The organism is Micromonospora sp. NPDC050417 (assembly GCF_044458865.1).
Taxonomy (GTDB): Bacteria; Actinomycetota; Actinomycetes; order Mycobacteriales; family Micromonosporaceae; genus Micromonospora_G.
Genome location: NZ_JBITIH010000027.1, coordinates 14,031 through 31,887, shown reverse-complemented (window position 1 = coordinate 31,887; position 17,857 = coordinate 14,031). Strand labels below are relative to the sequence as shown.

Annotated in this window: 13 protein-coding genes; 7 read left to right on the top strand and 6 right to left on the bottom strand. The window is 71.1% G+C overall.

All coding sequences use genetic code 11. The features are described 5' to 3' along the window. Positions 1-49 precede the first annotated feature (49 nt). Positions 50-1,069: a LacI family DNA-binding transcriptional regulator gene (locus ACIBF5_RS28055; RefSeq protein ID WP_396815888.1), complete on the top strand. Its 1,020-nt coding sequence runs from the start codon at positions 50-52 to the stop codon at positions 1,067-1,069. 171 nt (positions 1,070-1,240) lie between these two features. After that, positions 1,241-3,007, top strand: a complete 1,767-nt coding sequence (locus tag ACIBF5_RS28050) for an alpha-amylase family glycosyl hydrolase (protein WP_396815887.1) — start codon at positions 1,241-1,243, stop codon at positions 3,005-3,007. A 100-nt stretch (positions 3,008-3,107) separates the two neighbouring features. On the opposite strand, the gene ACIBF5_RS28045 is transcribed toward ACIBF5_RS28050, so the two are convergent. The 3 genes from ACIBF5_RS28045 to xylA form a co-directional block, all read right to left on the bottom strand. Next, entirely contained in the window at positions 3,108-4,577 is a 1,470-nt protein-coding gene (locus ACIBF5_RS28045) for an MFS transporter (protein ID WP_396815885.1), read from the bottom strand. Between the two features lie 355 nt (positions 4,578-4,932). After that, on the bottom strand, positions 4,933-6,393 hold the full coding sequence (locus ACIBF5_RS28040; RefSeq protein ID WP_396815884.1) for a xylulokinase: 1,461 nt from the start codon (positions 6,391-6,393) through the stop codon (positions 4,933-4,935). Positions 6,394-6,473: 80 nt separating this feature from the next. After that, on the bottom strand, positions 6,474-7,661 hold the full coding sequence (gene xylA / locus ACIBF5_RS28035) for a xylose isomerase (RefSeq protein WP_396815883.1): 1,188 nt from the start codon (positions 7,659-7,661) through the stop codon (positions 6,474-6,476). A 74-nt stretch (positions 7,662-7,735) separates the two neighbouring features. On the opposite strand from xylA, the gene ACIBF5_RS28030 reads away from it, so the two are divergent. Then, positions 7,736-8,989: an ROK family protein gene (locus tag ACIBF5_RS28030; protein ID WP_396815882.1), complete on the top strand. Its 1,254-nt coding sequence runs from the start codon at positions 7,736-7,738 to the stop codon at positions 8,987-8,989. A 31-nt stretch (positions 8,990-9,020) separates the two neighbouring features. Here the strand turns inward: ACIBF5_RS28030 and ACIBF5_RS28025 are convergent, their stop codons facing one another. The 3 genes from ACIBF5_RS28025 to ACIBF5_RS28015 all read right to left on the bottom strand — a co-directional run bounded on the left by ACIBF5_RS28025 (position 9,021) and on the right by ACIBF5_RS28015 (position 13,861). Next, positions 9,021-10,505 carry a sugar transferase gene (locus ACIBF5_RS28025; RefSeq protein ID WP_396815881.1) on the bottom strand — a complete coding sequence of 495 codons (1,485 nt, stop codon included), beginning with the start codon at positions 10,503-10,505 and terminating at the stop codon, positions 9,021-9,023. A 278-nt stretch (positions 10,506-10,783) separates the two neighbouring features. Then, positions 10,784-12,481 (bottom strand): VWA domain-containing protein, encoded by a 1,698-nt coding sequence (locus ACIBF5_RS28020; protein ID WP_396815880.1) that lies wholly within the window; start codon positions 12,479-12,481, stop codon positions 10,784-10,786. Between the two features lie 303 nt (positions 12,482-12,784). Continuing rightward, a complete protein-coding gene (locus ACIBF5_RS28015) occupies positions 12,785-13,861 on the bottom strand; it encodes a lactonase family protein (RefSeq protein WP_396815947.1) in 1,077 nt (358 codons plus the stop codon). 166 nt (positions 13,862-14,027) lie between these two features. Here ACIBF5_RS28015 and ACIBF5_RS28010 point away from each other — a divergent pair, with 166 nt between their 5' ends. Genes ACIBF5_RS28010 through ACIBF5_RS27995 form a run of 4 tightly spaced genes read left to right on the top strand, consistent with a single transcriptional unit; the run spans position 14,028 to position 17,796 of the window. Next, the gene (locus ACIBF5_RS28010; RefSeq protein WP_396815879.1) at positions 14,028-14,744 is read left to right on the top strand and encodes a GntR family transcriptional regulator; all 717 of its coding nucleotides are present in this window, start codon (positions 14,028-14,030) and stop codon (positions 14,742-14,744) included. 58 nt (positions 14,745-14,802) lie between these two features. Next, the gene (locus tag ACIBF5_RS28005) at positions 14,803-15,585 is read left to right on the top strand and encodes a (Fe-S)-binding protein (RefSeq protein ID WP_396815878.1); all 783 of its coding nucleotides are present in this window, start codon (positions 14,803-14,805) and stop codon (positions 15,583-15,585) included. Further along, positions 15,582-17,027, top strand: coding sequence for a LutB/LldF family L-lactate oxidation iron-sulfur protein (locus ACIBF5_RS28000; RefSeq protein WP_396815877.1), 1,446 nt, complete (start codon positions 15,582-15,584; stop codon positions 17,025-17,027). The genes ACIBF5_RS28005 and ACIBF5_RS28000 overlap by 4 nt, the downstream gene beginning before the upstream one ends. 55 nt (positions 17,028-17,082) lie before the next feature. Next, a complete protein-coding gene (locus tag ACIBF5_RS27995; RefSeq protein WP_396815876.1) occupies positions 17,083-17,796 on the top strand; it encodes a lactate utilization protein C in 714 nt (237 codons plus the stop codon). Positions 17,797-17,857: the final 61 nt, after the last annotated feature.

Genomic DNA, 17,857 nt, shown 5'->3' with positions numbered 1-17,857 from the left:
CCGCGGGGCCGCGAGGGTGGCGGCCTGACTGAGCGGAGCACGTAACACCGTGACCAAGATCGACGACGTCGCACGACTGGCGCGGGTCTCCACCGCCACGGTTTCCCGCGCGCTGCGCGGGCTGCCGACGGTGTCGGAGGCGACCCGCGCCCGCGTGCTCGCCGCCGCCGAACAACTCGGTTACACCGCCTCGCCCAGCGCCTCCCGACTCGCCGGTGGACGGACCGGAACGATCGCGGTGGTCGTCCCCCAGATCACCCGCTGGTTCTTCGGCACCGTGGTCGACGCGGCGGAGGAGACCCTGCGCGAAGCCGGGTACGACCTGCTGCTCTACAACCTCGGTGACCAGGAAAGCAACCGCCGGCAACTGTTCCACGCCACCAACCTGCAGAAACGGGCCGACGCGTTGATGCTGGTCTCCACCCCGCTCTCCAAAGCCGAGCTGGCCACCATCGCCCAGCTACGACTCCCCGGAGTGACGGTCAGCTCCGGCGCTGCCGTACCGGGATGGCCCAGCGTCCGGATCGACGACGTCGGCGCGGCCCGGACCGCCACCGCCCACCTGCTCTCGCTCGGCCACCGCCGGATCGCGCACCTGGCCGGTGACGCCTCCGCGGAACTCTCCTTCACCACCCACATCGACCGGCGACTCGGCTACCAGCAGGCGTTGCTCGCCGCCGGACAGACCCCCGATCCTCGGCTGGAGGCCGAAGCCCAGTTCACCGTCGACGGTGGCAGCCAGGCCACACTCGACCTACTCGGCCGGGGCGAACCACCGACGGCGATCTTCGCGGCCTGCGACGAGATGGCGATGGGTGCGATGTCCACGCTCCGCTCGGCCGGCCTCCGGGTGCCGCAGGACGTCAGCGTCATCGGACTGGACGACCACGACCTCGCCGCCGCCGTCGGGCTGACCACAGTCGCCCAGCCGGCCGCCGCCCACGGCCGGCTCGCCGCCGGCCTGCTGCTCGACCCGTTGGCGGGACGCCCCCGGGCGACCTCGGCATCGATCGTCCTGCCCACCCAGCTCGTCGTACGAGAGTCGACCGGGCCGCCGCGCAGCGGGTGAGCCCGTCCCGCGCCCGAGGCTGGGCGGGTGAGCTCGTCGCCCGCCCGAGGCTGGGCGGGTGAGCCCGTCGCCCGCCCGAGGCTGGGCGGGTGAGCCCGTCGCCCGCCCAGCTCTGGGCAGAACAGCTACAACACCGGCAGACTGAGACAGAACGACGCAACACACCGGACCATGCCGGCCACCGGCCGGCTGCCGAGTACCAACCTGCCCGACACCCATGGGGAGTACGTCCTGAACAGCCAGCAGACTCCGTCCTCGATCACCGAACTGCCGCAGACCTCGGTTCCCCCGAACGACCAGCCGGAACCCGCGCAGTGGTGGCGCGAGGCGGTCATCTACCAGATCTACCCCCGCTCGTTCGCCGACGGCAACGGCGACGGCATCGGTGACCTCCCCGGCATCACCGCCCGCCTCGACCACCTCGTCGAACTCGGGGCCGACGCGATCTGGCTCTCCCCGTTCTACCCGTCGCCGCAGGCCGACGCCGGGTACGACGTCGCCGACTACCGCGGCGTCGACCCACTCTTCGGCCAACTCGCCGACGCCGACGCGCTGATCGGCGCCGCCCACACGCGCGGCCTGCGGGTCATCGTCGACCTGGTGCCGAACCACACCTCGGCCGCCCACCCCTGGTTCGGCGCCGCTCTGGCCGCCGCCCCCGGCAGCGCGGAACGGCAGCGGTACATCTTCCGCGACGGCCGGGGCACGACCGGCGAGGAACCGCCGAACGACTGGCAGAGCGTCTTCGGCGGGCCCGCCTGGACCCGGGTCACCACCCCGGACGGACAGCCGGGCCAGTGGTACCTGCACCTGTTCGACCCCGGGCAACCGGACCTGAACTGGGACCGCCCCGAGGTACGCGCCGAGTTCCTCGACATCCTGCGGTTCTGGCTCGACCGGGGGGTCGACGGTTTCCGGGTCGACGTCGCACACGGCCTGATCAAACAGGCCGACCTCGCCGACTGGAGCTACCCGCAGGAGCCCCTCTCCGGCGAGGGCACCGACCGACCGCGCCCACCGATGTGGGATCAGGACGGAGTGCACGACATCTACCGCGACTGGCGGGAGGTCCTCGACAGCTACCCGGGCGAGCGCATCCTGGTCGCCGAGGCGTGGGTGCAGCCCGCCGAGCGGCTGGCCGCGTACGTCCGCCCGGACGAGATGCACCAGGCGTTCAACTTCGAGTACCTGGAGGCGGCCTGGACCGCACCCGCCCAGTACGCGGTCATCACCCGTTCGCTGGAGGCGACGTCGGCGGTCGACGCACCCACCACCTGGGTGCTCTCCAACCACGACGTGATCCGGCACGCGTCCCGGCTCGGCCTGCCGGTCGGACAGACCCGGCCGAACGGGATCGGCGCCGACGACCCGCAGCCGGACGGCACACTCGGATTGCGCCGCGCCCGCGCCGCCAGCCTGCTGATGCTTGCCCTGCCCGGCTCGGCCTACCTCTACCAGGGCGAGGAACTGGGCCTGCCCGAGCACACCACGATGCCCGACGAGGCCCGACAGGACCCGACCTGGGAGCGGAGCGGGCACACCCGTCGGGGCCGGGACGGCTGCCGGGTGCCGATCCCGTGGGAGTCGAACGCGCCGTCGTACGGCTTCGGCCCCGCCGACCGGAGTTGGCTGCCACAGCCCGCCGTGTACGCCGAGTACGCGCTCGACCTGCAACGCGGGGTGGCCGGCTCGACGTACGAGCTGTACCGCACGGCACTGCGGCTGCGCCGTGAACACGGCCTGGGCCGAGGCAGTGTCTACTGGCTGACCAGCCAGGACGACGTGATCACCTTCCGCAACGGGGAGCTGACCGTACTGACCAACTTCGGTCCGGAGGCAGTGTCGCTGCCGGCCGGAGTCACCATCCTGGTCTCCAGCGCCCCACTCGACCCCGAGGACCACGTCCCCACCGACGTCACCGTCTGGTACCACGCCTGAGGGGTAAGGAAGGGCCCCTTGTTATCGCTTTTTGTAGAGGAAGGGGCCCTTCCTAACCGCCGTGGGCGCCCGAGGCCGTGGGAGCCCGAGGCCGTGGGCGTCAGCCGCCGTCGGCGCGGACCTCGTCGGCGCGGTGGTGCAGCAGCGTGTGCACGTTCTCGATGTCCCGAGGCGAGGTACGGGACGCCAGCCAGTACATGATCCCGGTGGGGATGAAGAAGAGCTGGAACGCGGCCAACCCCACGGCGAAGTTCAACGGCGGTGGGAAGGCCGTCCGCAACCCCTGGAAGGCCACCCCGACCAGCCCGTTGCCGGCAGCCCGACCGACCCCGTTGACCAGGTTGCCGAGACTGTAGACCGTGCCCCGGTGCTCGGGCGGGTTGACGTCGGCGATCAGGGCGAACCAGTTCGGTGAGTTCGCCGAGGTCAGGGCGAGCGCGAGCAACGCGGTGAGCAGACTGAAACCGACCGTCGGCTCGGTCAGCACACTGCCGAGTACCGCGCTGATCACCGTACCCGCGCCGGCGCCGTCCGGGACGTCGATCCGGATCGGAACGAAGAACAGGACCAGGTAGAACGGCACGGCCGCGAGGATGCCGACGGCCGCGACCAACGCCCGGCCCCGGGACGTACGCCGTTGCAGCGCGTCGCCGACGAGTCCACCGACGATGGAGAGCACTCCGCCGAGTTGGAACAGGGTGGCGAAGACGCTGCCCACGATGATGGCGGTGGCGGTGGAGAGGCCCTGGTCCTCGGCCCGCTCCTGGAACAGCACCGGCAGCCAGACCAGTGAGCCGAAGGCCGCCTGCGCGGTCAGCCCCTGCAGGATCAGCCAGAGGTTGGTCCGCCGCCCCACAATCACCGGCAGGTCGGCCCGGCTGATCCGGTAGTCGTACTCGTGCCCGGTGGCGAGCGCCCCGGCGAGTTCGGGTTCGCTCTGCCCGCGCTGGATGTCGTACGTGAACAGGTACGCGACCGTGGCGACCAGCCCCGCGACGCTGAGCACGAGGAATGGCAGCCGCCAGTCGGTCGAGCCGAGGATGCCGCCGAGTAGCGTGCCGGCGAGCGTACCGACGCCCTGGGAGAGGCCCCAGAAGCTCATCACCAGCCCCCGGCGGCGGGGCGAGATGAGGTCGGTGACGACCGAGAAGCCGACCGAACCGACGGCACCGAGGCCGATCGCCGCCACCGCCTGCGCGGCGAAGAACGCGGGCCAGCCGCCGGCCGTACCGAAGACATCCGGGTAGTTGCCGGCGGCGGCGCTGCCGGCCGTGCCCACCGCCCAGAGCAGGGTGCCGATCATCAGCAGCGGCTTCCGGTTGGTCCGGTCGCCGTAGTACGCCCAGCCGACCGCCGCGACCGCGCTGACCAGGAAGTTGACCGCGGTGACCAGCCCGATCGCCGACACGTTGACGTGCAGCGTGTCACTGATCGGCGAGTAGAGCGGCGGGACCAGGCCGATGGCCACGTTGTCCAGTGAGGCGAGTACGACGAAGACAACCACGCTGTAGATCCGGTGTATCGGGCCGCCGCCCCGGGCCACCCGTCCACCGCCGCTGGTCCTGGTCATCTCCGGCACCTGCACAGCATGCGGCAACGCCCCCGGGTGTCGTAACACCCGGGCCGGACGAACGGGTTCCGCGCCACGAGGATCCGAGACCGTGATTGCGTTCGGTCGGTAGGCAGCAGCCGGCTCGGTACCGGCGTTGTTGTCGACACGAAGTACAGGCACATAGATAGACGCTAATCTGGAACGGGAGTTCAGCGACTTCGTCGACGCGACTGCCGGACGATCACGCCGAACATCTCTTTGTCGGCCTCTCCACCGGCCTACCCGACACGGCCGCCTCGATCACCTTCTGAACGCCCACGGGTGTGAGGAGGGGCCCCTTCCTCTACAGAAAGCGATAACAAGGGGCCCTTCCTTACACCGGACGGTTGGTGAAGAGGTCACGGGCGGCGACGTACTGGTCCCGGATCTGTGGGGCGACGGGGGCGTCGTACTCCTGGGTGGAGCTGGCAGCCCAGGTGGGCGGGGTGTCGCCACCTAGGGCGACCCACGCGGCCTGGCGGGCGGCACCGTCGGCGACGTACTCGCCCGGGGCGGGGACCAGGACCGGGCAGCCGAAGACCTCGGGGGCGATCCGACGGACCGCCTCGGAGCGGGCACCGCCGCCGACCAGGATCACCCGGTTGACCGTGGCACCCTGGGCCACCATCGCGTCGAGCCCGTCGGCGAGCCCGCAGAGCATTCCTTCGATCGCGGCCCGCGCCAGGTGGGCCGGGGTGGAGGTACGCAGGGTGAGCCCGTGCACGGCACCGGTGGCGAGTGGGCGGTTCGGCGTCCGCTCCCCCTCCAGATACGGCACCAGCACCAGCCCGTCCGCCCCCGCCGGAGCCGAGAGCGCCAACCGGGCCAGTTCGTCGAGGTCGACCCCGAGCAGTTTCGCCGCCGCGTCCAGCACCCGCGCCGCGTTGAGCGTGGCGACCAGCGGGAGGAAGCGGCCGGTGGCGTCGGCGAACCCGGCCACCGCACCGGAGCTGTCCTGCGACGGTGTCTCGGCGACGCTGAACACGGTGCCCGAGGTGCCGATGGAGACGATCACGTCGCCGGGAAGCGCGCCCACGCCGAGCGCCGCGGCGGCGTTGTCGCCCGTGCCCGGGGCGAGTGGGGCGCCGTTGGCCAGTTCACCGGCCCGACCGGTCGGGTCGAGCACCACCGGAACCACCGGTCGCCGACCGAACGCCTGTTCCAGCAGGTCGAACCGGTATTCGCCGGTACGCGGGGACCAGTAGCCGGTGCCGCTCGCGTCCCCCCGGTCGGTGCGGAGCGTGTCCAGCCCGCTCGCACCGGCCAGCCGCCAGGTGAGCCAGTCGTGCGGCAGGCAGACCGCGGCGGTCCGTTCCGCCGACGCCGGTTCGTTCCGGGCCAGCCAGCGCAGCTTCGTCACGGTGAAGCTGGCCACCGGCACGCTCCCCACGGCTTCGGCCCACGCCTGCCGACCGGCAACGAGATCACCGACCCGGTCACCGGACTCACCCGTGCCGGTGGGACGGCCACTGACGCCCAGTTCCTCGATCAGCTCGGTGGCGGCACCGGCCGACCGGGTGTCGTTCCAGAGCAGGGCGGGCCGGACGACCGCGCCCCGCTCGTCGAGGCAGACCATGCCGTGCTGCTGGCCGGCGACCGAGGCGGCAACCACGTCCGCCAGGCCGCCGGCCTGCACCACGGCATCCTGCAACGCATCCCACCACGCCTGCGGATCCACCTCGGTGCCGACCGGGTGGGTGGCCCGCCCGGAGCGGACCAGCTCACCGGTTTCCGCGTCGCGGATCATCACCTTGCACGACTGGGTCGACGAGTCGACCCCGGCGACGAGCGCCATCTCCGGCCTCCGTGGCTGGCTGAGGGTGGGTGGTGGGTGAAGCTAGCGAACAGGGGTACGGCTACGGACGGCCCTACGGATCAACGGGCGCCGAGCAGGTGCTCGACGGCGAGTTGGTTGAGCCGTACGAAGCCGAAGCCCCGCGCCGACACCTCGGCGACGTCGAGGTCCTCGAAGGCAGTCCGGTCGGCGATCAGGTCGGCGTAGGTCTCGCCCTCGGCCACCGTCGGGGTGGAGAGTTCGCCGACCTTGCTGGCTGCCAGCGCTTCCTGCACCTCGGGGTCGGCCCGGAACGCCGCCGCCCGCTCCTTGAGCAGCAGGTAGGTGCGCATGTTCGCGGCGGCCGACGCCCAGACCCCGTCGAAGTTCTCGGTCCGGGACGGCTTGTAGTCGAAGTGCCGCGGTCCCTGGTAGGCCGGGGCGCCCTCCGGACCGCCGAACTCCAGCAGGTCGACCAGGGCGAACGAGTTCATCAGGTCGCCGTGACCGAAGACCAGGTCCTGGTCGTACTTGATGCCACGCTGGCCGTTGAGGTCAAGGTGGAAGAGCTTGCCGGCCCAGAGCGCCTGGGCGATGCCGTGCGCGTAGTTGAGGCCAGCCATCTGCTCGTGTCCGGTCTCCGGGTTGAGACCGACCAGCTCGGGGTGCTCCAGCTCGTTGATGAAGGCCAGGGCGTGCCCGACGGTGGGGAGCAGGATGTCGCCCCGGGGCTCGTTCGGCTTCGGCTCGATCGCGAACCGGATGTCGTAGCCCTTGTCGATGACGTACTGCGAGAGCAGGTTGACCGCCTCGCGGTAGCGGTCCAGGGCCGCGCGGATGTCCTTGGCGACGTCGTACTCGGAACCTTCCCGGCCGCCCCACATGACGAAGGTCTTGGCGCCGAGTTCGGCCGCGAGGTCGACGTTGCGCAGCACCTTGCGCAGGGCGAAGCGGCGTACGTCGCGGTCGTTGCTGGTGAACCCGCCGTCCTTGAAGATCGGGTGGGTGAAGAGGTTGGTGGTGACCATCGGCACCACCAGGCCGGTCTCGTCCAGCGCCTTGCGGAACCGGGAGATGTGGTGGTCCCGGGTCGGGTTGTCGGAGCCGAACGGGATCAGGTCGTCGTCGTGGAACGTGATGCCGTACGCGCCGAGTTCGGAGAGCTTGTGCACCGCCTCCACCGCGTCCAGCGGGGCGCGGGTGGCGTCACCGAACGGGTCGCGGGCCTCCCAGCCCACGGTCCAGAGGCCAAAGGAGAACTTGTCGGCGCGGGTCGGTTCGGCAGCCATCGATGACCTCCACGTAACATCCTTGATTTGTTTACCCGTTGAATTATTTGACCGGCCTATGGCATTGTCAAGACGTGACGCACTCCGGCACCGGGCAGGTGGGCACGGCGGGCACCGCCGTACGCCAGGCGAGCCTGCGTGAACACAACCTGGCCCTGGTCCTGCGGCACATCGCCGACGCCGAACGCCCGCCCTCGCGCGCCGACCTCGCCACCGCCACCGGACTCACCCGGGCCACCGTGTCCGCCCTGGTCGACGACCTGATCGGCGGGCACCTGCTGACCGAGGTGGACCCCGCTCCCCGGACCGGTGCCGGCCGCCCCGCCCTCGGCCTGGTCCTGGCCACCGACGGTCCGGCCGGACTCGGGCTGGAGATCAACGTCGACTACCTGGCCGCCTGCGTGGTCGACCTGACCGGCGCGGTCCGGCACCGGGCGATCCGCCGGGTCGACCTACGCCCGCTCCCGCCCGCCGAGGTCCTCGCCGACCTCGGCGACCTGGCCGCCACCGCACACGCCGAGGCGCAGCGACAACGCCTCGTGCTCGCCGGTACGGCGCTGGCCGTACCCGGGCTGGTCACCTCCACCGGCGTGGTACGACTGGCGCCGAACCTGGGCTGGCGCGACGTGGACCTGGTCGGCGCCCTCGAAGCCCACCCCGGCCTCGCCGGCCACCGTGCCGCCGGGCACTGGTTGACCGTGGACAACGAGGCCAACCTCGCCGCCCTCGGCGAACTGCACGCCGGTACGTCCGGCGAGGCCACCTTTCTCTACGTCTCCGGCGAGATCGGCATCGGAGCCGGCATCGTGCTGCACGGCACCCTGTTCCGGGGTGCCCGTGGCTGGAGCGGGGAACTCGGGCACCTGCCGGTCGACCCGGCTGGCCGGCCTTGCCGGTGCGGTGCCCAGGGCTGCCTGGAGCAGTACGCCGGCCAGGAGGCGATCCTGACCGGCGCCGGACTGGCCGGACTCGGGCAACCCGCCGACGCGGCCATCGCCCGGCTTGCCGAACTGGCCGGGGACGGGAACGCCGCCGCGATCGCCGCGCTCACCGGGGCGGCCAGCGCGCTCGGCGTGGCGATCGCCGGTGTGATCAACCTGCTGGACCTGGACACGGTCGTGCTCGGCGGGATCTACGCACCACTGGCGCAGTGGCTCCGCCCGCCCCTGGAGGCGGAGATCCGGCGACGGGTGCTCACCGCCGGCTGGTCACCGGTGACCGTACGGCCGTCGCTGCTCACCGGTGACGCCGCCGTGCTCGGCGCCGCCGGTTCGGTGGTCCGTGCCGTCCTCGCCCACCCCGCCCGCTGGTTGGCTCCGCCGGCCTGACCCCGGCTCGCGCCAGGGCCCGGCCGGCGGGTCAGTAGGCGCCCCGGCTGTTGATGACCGCGCCGAAGGTCTTCCAGAGGATGGTGAGGTCGGCGGCGAGGGACCAGTTCTCCACGTAGTAGAGGTCGAGCCGGATGCCGTCCTCCCAGGTGAGGTCGGAACGGCCGCTGACCTGCCAGAGCCCGGTCATGCCCGGCTTGACCAGCAGACGTCGGGCCACGTCCCCGTCGTAACGGGCCACCTCTGACGGCAGTGGAGGACGCGGGCCGACCAGGCTCATGTCGCCGAAGAGCACGTTGGCCAGTTGTGGCAGCTCGTCCAGGGACCACTTGCGGAGGAACTTGCCGACCCGGGTGACCCGTGGGTCGTCCCGCATCTTGAACATCAGGCCGTCGGTCTCGTTCCGCGCGGTCAGCTCGGCGAGGAGGGCGTCGGCGTTGGTCACCATGGTGCGGAACTTGTAGACGCCGAACTCGCGGCCACCCTGGCCGACCCGGATCTGCCGGAAGATCACCGGCCCCCGGCTGTCCAGCTTGATCGCCAGGGCCAGCACGGCCAGGATCGGCAGCGCCAGGGTGAGTGCGGCCAGGGCCGCGGCCCGATCCACAAAACCCTTAATGATCTTGCGTGCGCCGCGGAACTCGGGCGCCTCCACGTGGATCAGCGGCAGCCCCGCGACCGGTGTGGTGTGGATGCGGGGGCCGGCCACGTCGGTCAACGCCGGGGCCAGCACCAGGTCGATCCCGGTCCCCTCCAACTGCCACCCCAGCCGGCGCAACCGGGTGGCGGTGAGTTCGCTGGAGGCGGTGACGGCGACCGTGTCCGCCCCCGAGGCGATGGCGGCCTCGGCCACCCCGCGCAACGAGCCGACCACCGGTACGTCACCCAGCCGCTGCGGCACCGGCGCGAGCAGTGCGTCCGGGATGCACGCACCGACCACCTGGTAACCGGCGTGCGGCTCCCGGCGCAGGGTGTGCACGAGTTCCAGCACGTGCGGGGTGTCACCGACGACGAGCACCTGGCGGGCCCAGCCCGTCCCCCGGGCACGGGCCCGGTGCAGGTGCTTACGGGCGGCGAACCGGGCGACCACCAGACCGACCGTGCCGACCGCGAACGAGATACCGAGAAAACCACGGGAGACGCCCACGTCGGCGATGTAACCGGCGATCGCCACCCCACCGGCGAGCCGGAGACTGGCGGCGGTGACCCGGCGGTACTCGTCCGCGCCGTACCCGAGCACCCGGTCGTCGTAGCCACGCATGGCACGAAGCGAGAGCAACCAGACGAGCACCAGCGCCGGCGCGATGATCACGTACGAAATGTCGGAGCCGCGCGGATCGTCGCTGCCGAACCTGGCGAAGTAGCCGACGAGCACCGCGAAACCGAGAGCGAAGGTGTCGAAGATGACGGTGGTGCGGAGGTACGCCCGTTGCCGCGATCTGGTCGTGACAGCGGACGCCTCCGGTGGCAATTCCGGAGGCATCGTCGCGGAGCTCAGCAGTGTTGCCGACGTCACCCGGCCCTCCCCAGCTCACTCACGGAGAATCCCGGTTCAACCGCGCATCCTCCCCATCGGATCCGCGGTGCCGGGACACCTCGAACATCTTCACCTACGGATCCAATTACCGAGAGCTTCCGACAGATTACTGTCACTTCCCGGGGGGCCGGAGACCTGCCGGGCGTACCCTAACCCCCGACGTACGTCATCCGCCTCAGTGGATCGTGTGATGTCCGGCCGTACGGTGGGTGCTCTCCGGATGGCCGGCCGGCGATCAGCCGGCCAGCCATCCGGATTCAGTTCGAGGCCGGGCGCAGGGCGATGGCCTGCAGGAAGATGTCACCGATCTTGGCCGGGTCCTCGGTCACGAAGACCCCGCCGCCGGTCACCTTGGTAATCGCGTCCAACTCGCCCCGGTTGACCCCGTTACCGATACCGATGATCACCATCTGGATCGGCTTCTCCGGGTCGGCCGCCGCCTTCAGGTCGGCCAGCAACTTCGCCTGGGTGATGCCGTTCGCGTCCTCGTTCTCCCCGTCGGTCAGCATCACCACCGAGTTGACCCGGCCCGGCTCCCAGCCGTCCTGCACCGCCTTGTACGCCGCGAGCACCGTGTCGTAGAGGCCGGTGCTGCCATTCGGCTTCGGGGAGATACCGGCGAGCGCGCTCTTGAGCTGGCTGCGCTGGTTGGTCAGCGGGCCGATCGGGACGAGCTCCCGATAGTCCCGGGCACCGACCAGCTCGGTGGAGAAGATCCAGAGGCCGACCGCCCAGGACTCGTCGAAGAGGTCGAGGCCGCCCTGCGCCGCGGCCAGGGTGACCTGGGCCCGGGTCGCGTTGTTCGCCGTCGGCACCTTCTCCAGCATCGAGCCGGAGACGTCGATCACCGCGAGCATCCGCGACGGCAGGGTGATGGCGGTCCAGGTGGAGAGCGCCCGACTGAGCGCGGCCGGGTCGGCCCCACCCGCGGCGGTGCCACCCGCCGCCGCGGAACTGGAGGGAGTGCCCGCCGGGCTGGGCGCACCCTGGGGGGCGCTGAACCCCTCACCCCAGGTGCCGTCGGACGCCCGCAGGTTCTGCTTGGCGAGCCGGTCCCGGAAACTGCCCTCGGTGAGCACCTTGAACAGGCCCGCCGCCGCCGCCGACCGGGCCGGCTCGATGCCGGGCATGACCGCGTACGGGTAGTCCAGCGACATCGCCGCCGGTTCCACGTAGAGCGCGGCGAGCGGGATCGGCGGCTGCTTGGCGTTGTACTCCATGACGTCCTCCTCGCTCAGCGCGGCCGCACTGAGTGAGGAGGCGATCGACGCCGGGTCGGTTGCCCGGGGGAACTTGGCCAGCAGGTCCTGTCGTACGGCGGAGCGTCCGGTGGCCAGCGCCCGCAACGCCGAGGTGGTGGCCTGCCTACCCTGGGTGCCACCGGCCGCCCCGGCGGCGGCACCGAGCGCGAGCAGCCCGGAGAGTCCGGCCGCGTCGCGGGTCGGCTCGACGATCCCGGTCCGGAGCTTGGTCCCGGTGGTGACCTGCTTCAACAGGTCTCCCCAGGTGATCTTCTTCTCCGGCCAGCCGACCGAGGCGGCGACCGGCTGCGGCATGGCGACGACGACCGGGCTGCGGGCGATCGAGGCGTTGTTGGTCGGTGCGAAGCCGGCGGCCTCGGAGCTCAACCGCAGCAGCCAACTGCTGGAGTCGGGCAGCCAGACGTCGGGGGTCACCGAGGCGCCGGGCGCCTGCCCCACCCCGGAGAGCGACACCCCGTGCTGGCCGGCGAGAACGGCCGCCACATCGACCGGGTCGCTCGCGGTGACGTCGACCGCGACACAGACACCCTCGGCGGCGGCACCGTTCTCGGACCACTGGGCGGCGGCGGCCTGCACGGCCGGCGCGATCTCGGGAGCGGCGGCGACGGTCAGCCGGAGCTGGCCGGCACAGGCCGGCTCGGCAAGCCTCTGGTAGCCGAACCACGCTCCCGCCACGACAAGGACAAGCGCCATCGCCGCTGCGATGGCGCCTGCTCCACGAATACTGCTACGCATACGATGGCGGCCCGACACGTTGACCATCTTGCGTAATGATTCCGCATAATGCCAGTCGCGTCAGGCCGGAAGTTACTCATGAGATACGGATCGCCGTTCAAATTTCACTGCCTGTAGTTGATCGACGGCAAACGGTCCCCTAATCCGCCCACCAGAGCAGCTTTCGCGCTCATGCTTTCCAACAGACCATGTCGCGCATTTGACAGCTTCCACCAGATATTCATTTATGCTGGTAAAAATTATCATCATCAGTTGACGTGCTCAGCGGATCGCTTCCACCGGCAGGGCCACCGGTCCCAGCACACAGGTGGGACTCGGCACCGCAACCGAACCGGCCGGCTCGGGCACCCCGGCCGTCGGGTCGACGACGAACACACTCACCACATTGGACCGTTCGTCGGCGACGTAGAGGTGCGCCCCGATCAATGCGAAATGCCTCGGCCAGGTGCCGCCGGTGGCCACCTCGGTCACGTAACGCGGCACCTCGGCATCGAGCGCGAACACTGAGATCGTGCCCACGCCACGGTTCCCGAGATACAGGAAACGGCCGTCCGGCCGTACCGCGATCTCGGAAGGCTGCACGAGCCCGTGCCGCGCACTCGCCGCGACCCGGCCGCGTTCGCGCAGCGGACCCCCAGTCTCCCGGCTGTACGCCACGACGGTCGCGTCCAGCTCTCCGGCCAGGTAGAAACGGTGACCGTCCGGGTGGCGGGCCAGGTGTCGGGGCCCGGTCCCGGGCCGGGTACGGGTCATCGGCTCCCGGGGCAGCAACCGCCCCCGCGAACCGTCCAGGTCGTACCGGTAGACGGTGTCGGTGCCCAGGTCCACGGCAAGCAGTTCACCGCCCACCGGATCGGGCGAGACCATGTGCGCGTGCGCCCGCTCCTGCCGCTCCGGATCGGGACCATGTCCGTCGTGCACCCGCAGGTCGGTCCGCTCTCCCGGCACCCCGGCCGAATCCAACGGATGTACGGACACACTTCCGCTGCCGTAGTTGGCGACGAAGAGGTAGCCGCCGTCAGGCGCGACCGCCAGGTGGCACGGGCTGTCGCCCCCGGTGGACCAGCTTCCCAGCGGGCGCAGACCGGGCTGCGTCGGACCCTCGGCGTCGATCGCCCAGGCACTGACCGTCCCCTCGGCCAACTCGTTGACCCCGTACAACACGGGCAGACTCGGGTGCCGCACCAGGAATGAGGGTGACTCGGTGGGCGCGACCGTGCCGAGCGGGTCGAGCGCGCCGGTGACCGGGTCCCGGCGTACCGCGACGATGCCCTCTCCTCGCCCCCCGGCCTCGGCGGTGTAACAACCGACGTACAGGATCTCGCCGCCGTCGACCATCCACCCGCTCCATCCGCCGCCGGGCGGCCCCACGTCCGCCACCTCCGCTTGATCCAACCAGAGCCACCCCACTTCGTGGAGTAAGGAAGGGCCCCTTGTTATCGCCTAGGCGATAACAAGGGGCCCTTCCTTACTGGAGGGTGATCCTATAGGATCTTCGATCGTGATGGACGGGGTACGGCCCGCGCGACGGACAACGCTCGCCGACGACGTGTACGAGTCGGTGCGTACGTTGGTGATGGATCATGCCGTGGCGCCCGGCGAACGGATCAACATCGACGCCCTGGCCCGACAGTTGGAAGTCTCCCCCACCCCGGTCCGGGAGGCGCTCGCCCGGCTCGAATCCGACGGGCTGGTCCGCAAGCGGGCGCTCGCCGGCTACACCGCCACCCCACTGCTGACCCGGGCCGAGTTCGACGAACTCGTCGAGATGCGACTCATCCTGGAACCGCTCGCAGCCGTACGGGCCACCCTCCGGATCGCCGACGAGACTCCCGCCGTACGGCACGACCAGGCGAGCACCGACGAGGCCGAACCGACCCACCCGCTCGTCCGGCTCCGCTCCGCAGCCGACCTGCCCGGCCCGGCACCGGGAAGCGAGGGCTTCGCGGCCATCGCCGAGTTCACCAACACCGACGCGCGGTTCCACCACCTGATCGCGGAGCACGCCGGCAACCGACTGCTGTACGACGCGATCGTCCGACTCCGGTCCCACCTGCACCTGTTCCGGCTCTATTTCCCCACGACCCACCACGGGATCAGCGGGGAGGAACACCACCGGGTGGTGGACGCGATGGCGGCCGGCGACGCCGACGCGGCCGGCGACGCGATGCGGGCCCACCTGCTCGCCGCCCGGGACCGGCACCTGCCCTTCTTCGCGTAGACCTGACGATCCACGCCGAACTGCCACAACACGCGGACGTGCGACGAAAGGAGAATCCGTGCGCATCGCGCTCTTCGTGACCTGCGTCAACGACCTGGTCTTTCCCGGCACCGGACGGGCGGTGGTGGAGATCCTGGAACGGCTCGGCCACACCGTCGAGTTCCCGGCCGAACAGAGCTGCTGCGGGCAGATGCACGCCAACAGCGGTTACCGGGCCGAGGCGATGCCCCTGGTCCGCCGGTTCGTCGACACCTTCGCCGAGTACGAGGCGGTGGTGGCGCCCTCCGGGTCGTGCGTCGCGATGGTGCGGGAGTCCTACCCCCGGCTCGCCGCCGACGACCCGGTCCTGGCCGAACGGGTGGCCGAGCTGGCGCCGCGTACGTACGAACTCTCCGAACTGCTGGTCGACGTTCTCGGGGTGACCGACCTGGGTGCTTCCTTCCCGCACCGGGTCACCTACCACCCGACCTGCCATGGTCTGCGCATGCTCCGCCTCGGTGACCGGCCACTCCGACTGCTCCGGGCGGTCCGCGACCTCGAACTGGTCGAGTTGCCCGGAGCCGAGGAGTGCTGCGGGTTCGGCGGCACCTTCGCGGTCAAGAACGCCGGCGTCTCCGGCGCCATGCTGGCCGACAAGTGCGACGCCGTCTGCTCCACCGGCGCCCGCTTCGTCGCCGCCGCCGACAACTCCTGCCTGGCACACATCGGCGGTGGGCTGTCCCGCCGCGGCGGCCGAGCCGGCACCGGCGGCGACCAACCCGGGGTACGGGCGGTCCACTACGCGGAGATCCTGGCCGGAACGGTACGGACACCGGCCTCGACAGTGGGAGGAAGCAAGTGACCGGCACCGGGAACATCGTCGCGCGGCAGCCGTTTCCGCAGGCCGCCAAGACCCGACTCGCCGATCCGCAGTTGCGCGGCAACCTGCGCCGAGCCACCCACACCATCCGCGACAAACGGCTGCGGGTGGTCGGCGAGGTGCCCGACTGGGAGGCGCTGCGGGTCTCCGGTGCGGCGGTCAAGGACGACGTCCTGGCCCGCCTCCCCGAACTGCTCGACCAGTTCGAGGCCGCGGCGACCGCCGCCGGGGCGACCGTGCACTGGGCCCGCGACGCCGAGGAGGCGTGCGCGGTGGTGACCCGGTTGGTACGGCAGACGGGTACCGACGAGGTGGTCAAAATCAAGTCGATGGCCACCCAGGAGATCGGGCTGAACGAGGCCCTGGAGGCAGCCGGCATCGCGGCGGTGGAGACCGACCTGGCCGAGTTGATCGTGCAGCTCGCCGACGACCAGCCCTCACACATCCTGGTGCCGGCGATCCACTACAACCGGCGGCAGATCCGGGACATCTTCGCCGAACGGATGCCCGGGGTGGACGTGTCAGCGCTCACCGACGAGCCGGCCGCACTCGCCGAGGCCGCCCGTCGGCACCTGCGGGCCAAGTTCCTCTCCGCCCGGGTCGCCATCTCCGGCGCGAACTTCGCGATCGCCGAGACCGGCACGCTGGTGGTGGTCGAGTCGGAGGGGAACGGGCGGATGTGCCTGACCCTGCCCGAGACGCTGATCTCGGTGGTGGGGATCGAGAAGCTGCTGCCGACCTTCGGTGACCTGGAGGTCTTCCTGCAACTGCTGCCCCGTTCGTCGACCGGTGAGCGGATGAACCCGTACACCTCGATGTGGACCGGGGTCAGCGACGGCGACGGTCCGCAGCAGATGCACATCGTGCTGGTCGACAACGGGCGTACGGAGACCCGGGCCGATCCGGTCGGGCGGCAGGCGTTGCGCTGCATCCGCTGCTCGGCCTGCCTGAACGTCTGCCCGGTCTACGAACGGGTCGGTGGGCACGCGTACGGCTCCGTCTACCCGGGTCCGATCGGCGCCATCCTGTCGCCGCAGATGACCGGCCCGGACGCGGGGGCGAACCGCACCCTGCCGTACGCCTCGACGCTCTGCGGCGCCTGCTTCGACGCCTGCCCGGTCCGGATCGACATCCCCGAGGTGCTGGTGCACCTGCGCCAACGCGGCGTCGACGCCCACCGGGGTCGGCCGTCGGCGGAGCGCGCGGCGATGGGGGCGATGTCCTGGGTGATGCGGGACCGGCGCCGGTACGCCTCGGCGCTGCGCGCGGCCCGGCGGGGGGCCGCCCCGCTGCGGCTCGGGGGCCGGCGGGACCACGTACGCCACCTGCCCTGGCCGCTCTCCGGCTGGACCGGCACCCGGGACGCCCCGCTGCCGGCGGCGCAGACCTTCCGGGAATGGTGGGCCGGCCGTGGCCGGGGATGACGTGGCCGGCCGACCGGTGGTCGGGGATGCCCGCAGGGCAGGTGGAGGGAGTGACATGACAGCACGCGAAGAGATCATGAGACGGCTTCGGGCGGTCCCTCCGATCTCCCCGGTCACCGTCCCCAGGGAGTACGACCGCGGCCCGATCGCCGCCGCTGCGGCACCGAACGAACCCGGGCCGGCCGGAGACGCGTCGGCCACGACGACGTCACACACGACCGAAGTGGGCAACACCGAAGCGAGCCCGCCGGAACTGATCGAACTGCTGGTGGACCGGCTGATCGACTACCGGGCCACGGTCACCCACTGTGATCCGTCCGGTCTGGCGGGGGCGCTGGCCGGGCTGCTCGACGACGTACCCGCCGTGGCCGTCCCACCGGGACTGCCGGCGGACTGGCTCTCCGCGTACCCGGGAACGGTCCGACGTGACGGCCCGCCGCACCCCCTGACGGTGGCCGACCTGGACGAGCCGGGGCTGGCCGTCGTCACCGGCTGTGCGGTGGCGGTCGCCCAGACCGGCACCCTGATTCTGGACACCGGCGCCGACCAGGGTCGTCGCCTGCTCACCCTGGTGCCCGACCACCACATCTGCGTGGTCCGCACCGACCAGGTTGTGGACCGGGTGCCGGAGGCGCTCCGCCGGCTCGCCGATCCGACCCGACCGGTGACCCTGGTCTCGGGACCGTCGGCGACCAGCGACATCGAACTGAACCGGGTGGAGGGGGTGCACGGGCCGCGACGACTGGACGTGCTGATCGTGGCCGGCTGACGCCGGACCGATCACCCGGGCCCCGACCGAGCCCACCACGAGGCCGGTTCCGGCCCCGGCC

Bases quoted from the DNA above. Each gene is read 5' to 3' on its own strand.
- ACIBF5_RS28045 (WP_396815885.1), bottom strand. From the start codon at position 4,577: ATGACCAGGACCAGCGGCGGTGGACGGGTGGCCCGGGGCGGCGGCCCG.
- ACIBF5_RS28015 (WP_396815947.1), bottom strand. From the start codon at position 13,861: ATGGTCGACGGCGGCGAGATCCTGTACGTCGGTTGTTACACCGCCGAG.
- ACIBF5_RS28010 (WP_396815879.1), top strand. From the start codon at position 14,028: ATGGACGGGGTACGGCCCGCGCGACGGACAACGCTCGCCGACGACGTG.
- ACIBF5_RS28040 (WP_396815884.1), bottom strand. From the start codon at position 6,393: ATGGCGCTCGTCGCCGGGGTCGACTCGTCGACCCAGTCGTGCAAGGTG.
- xylA (WP_396815883.1), bottom strand. From the start codon at position 7,661: ATGGCTGCCGAACCGACCCGCGCCGACAAGTTCTCCTTTGGCCTCTGG.
- ACIBF5_RS28050 (WP_396815887.1), top strand. From the start codon at position 1,241: ATGCCGGCCACCGGCCGGCTGCCGAGTACCAACCTGCCCGACACCCAT.
- ACIBF5_RS27995 (WP_396815876.1), top strand. From the start codon at position 17,083: ATGACAGCACGCGAAGAGATCATGAGACGGCTTCGGGCGGTCCCTCCG.
- ACIBF5_RS28020 (WP_396815880.1), bottom strand. From the start codon at position 12,481: ATGGCGCTTGTCCTTGTCGTGGCGGGAGCGTGGTTCGGCTACCAGAGG.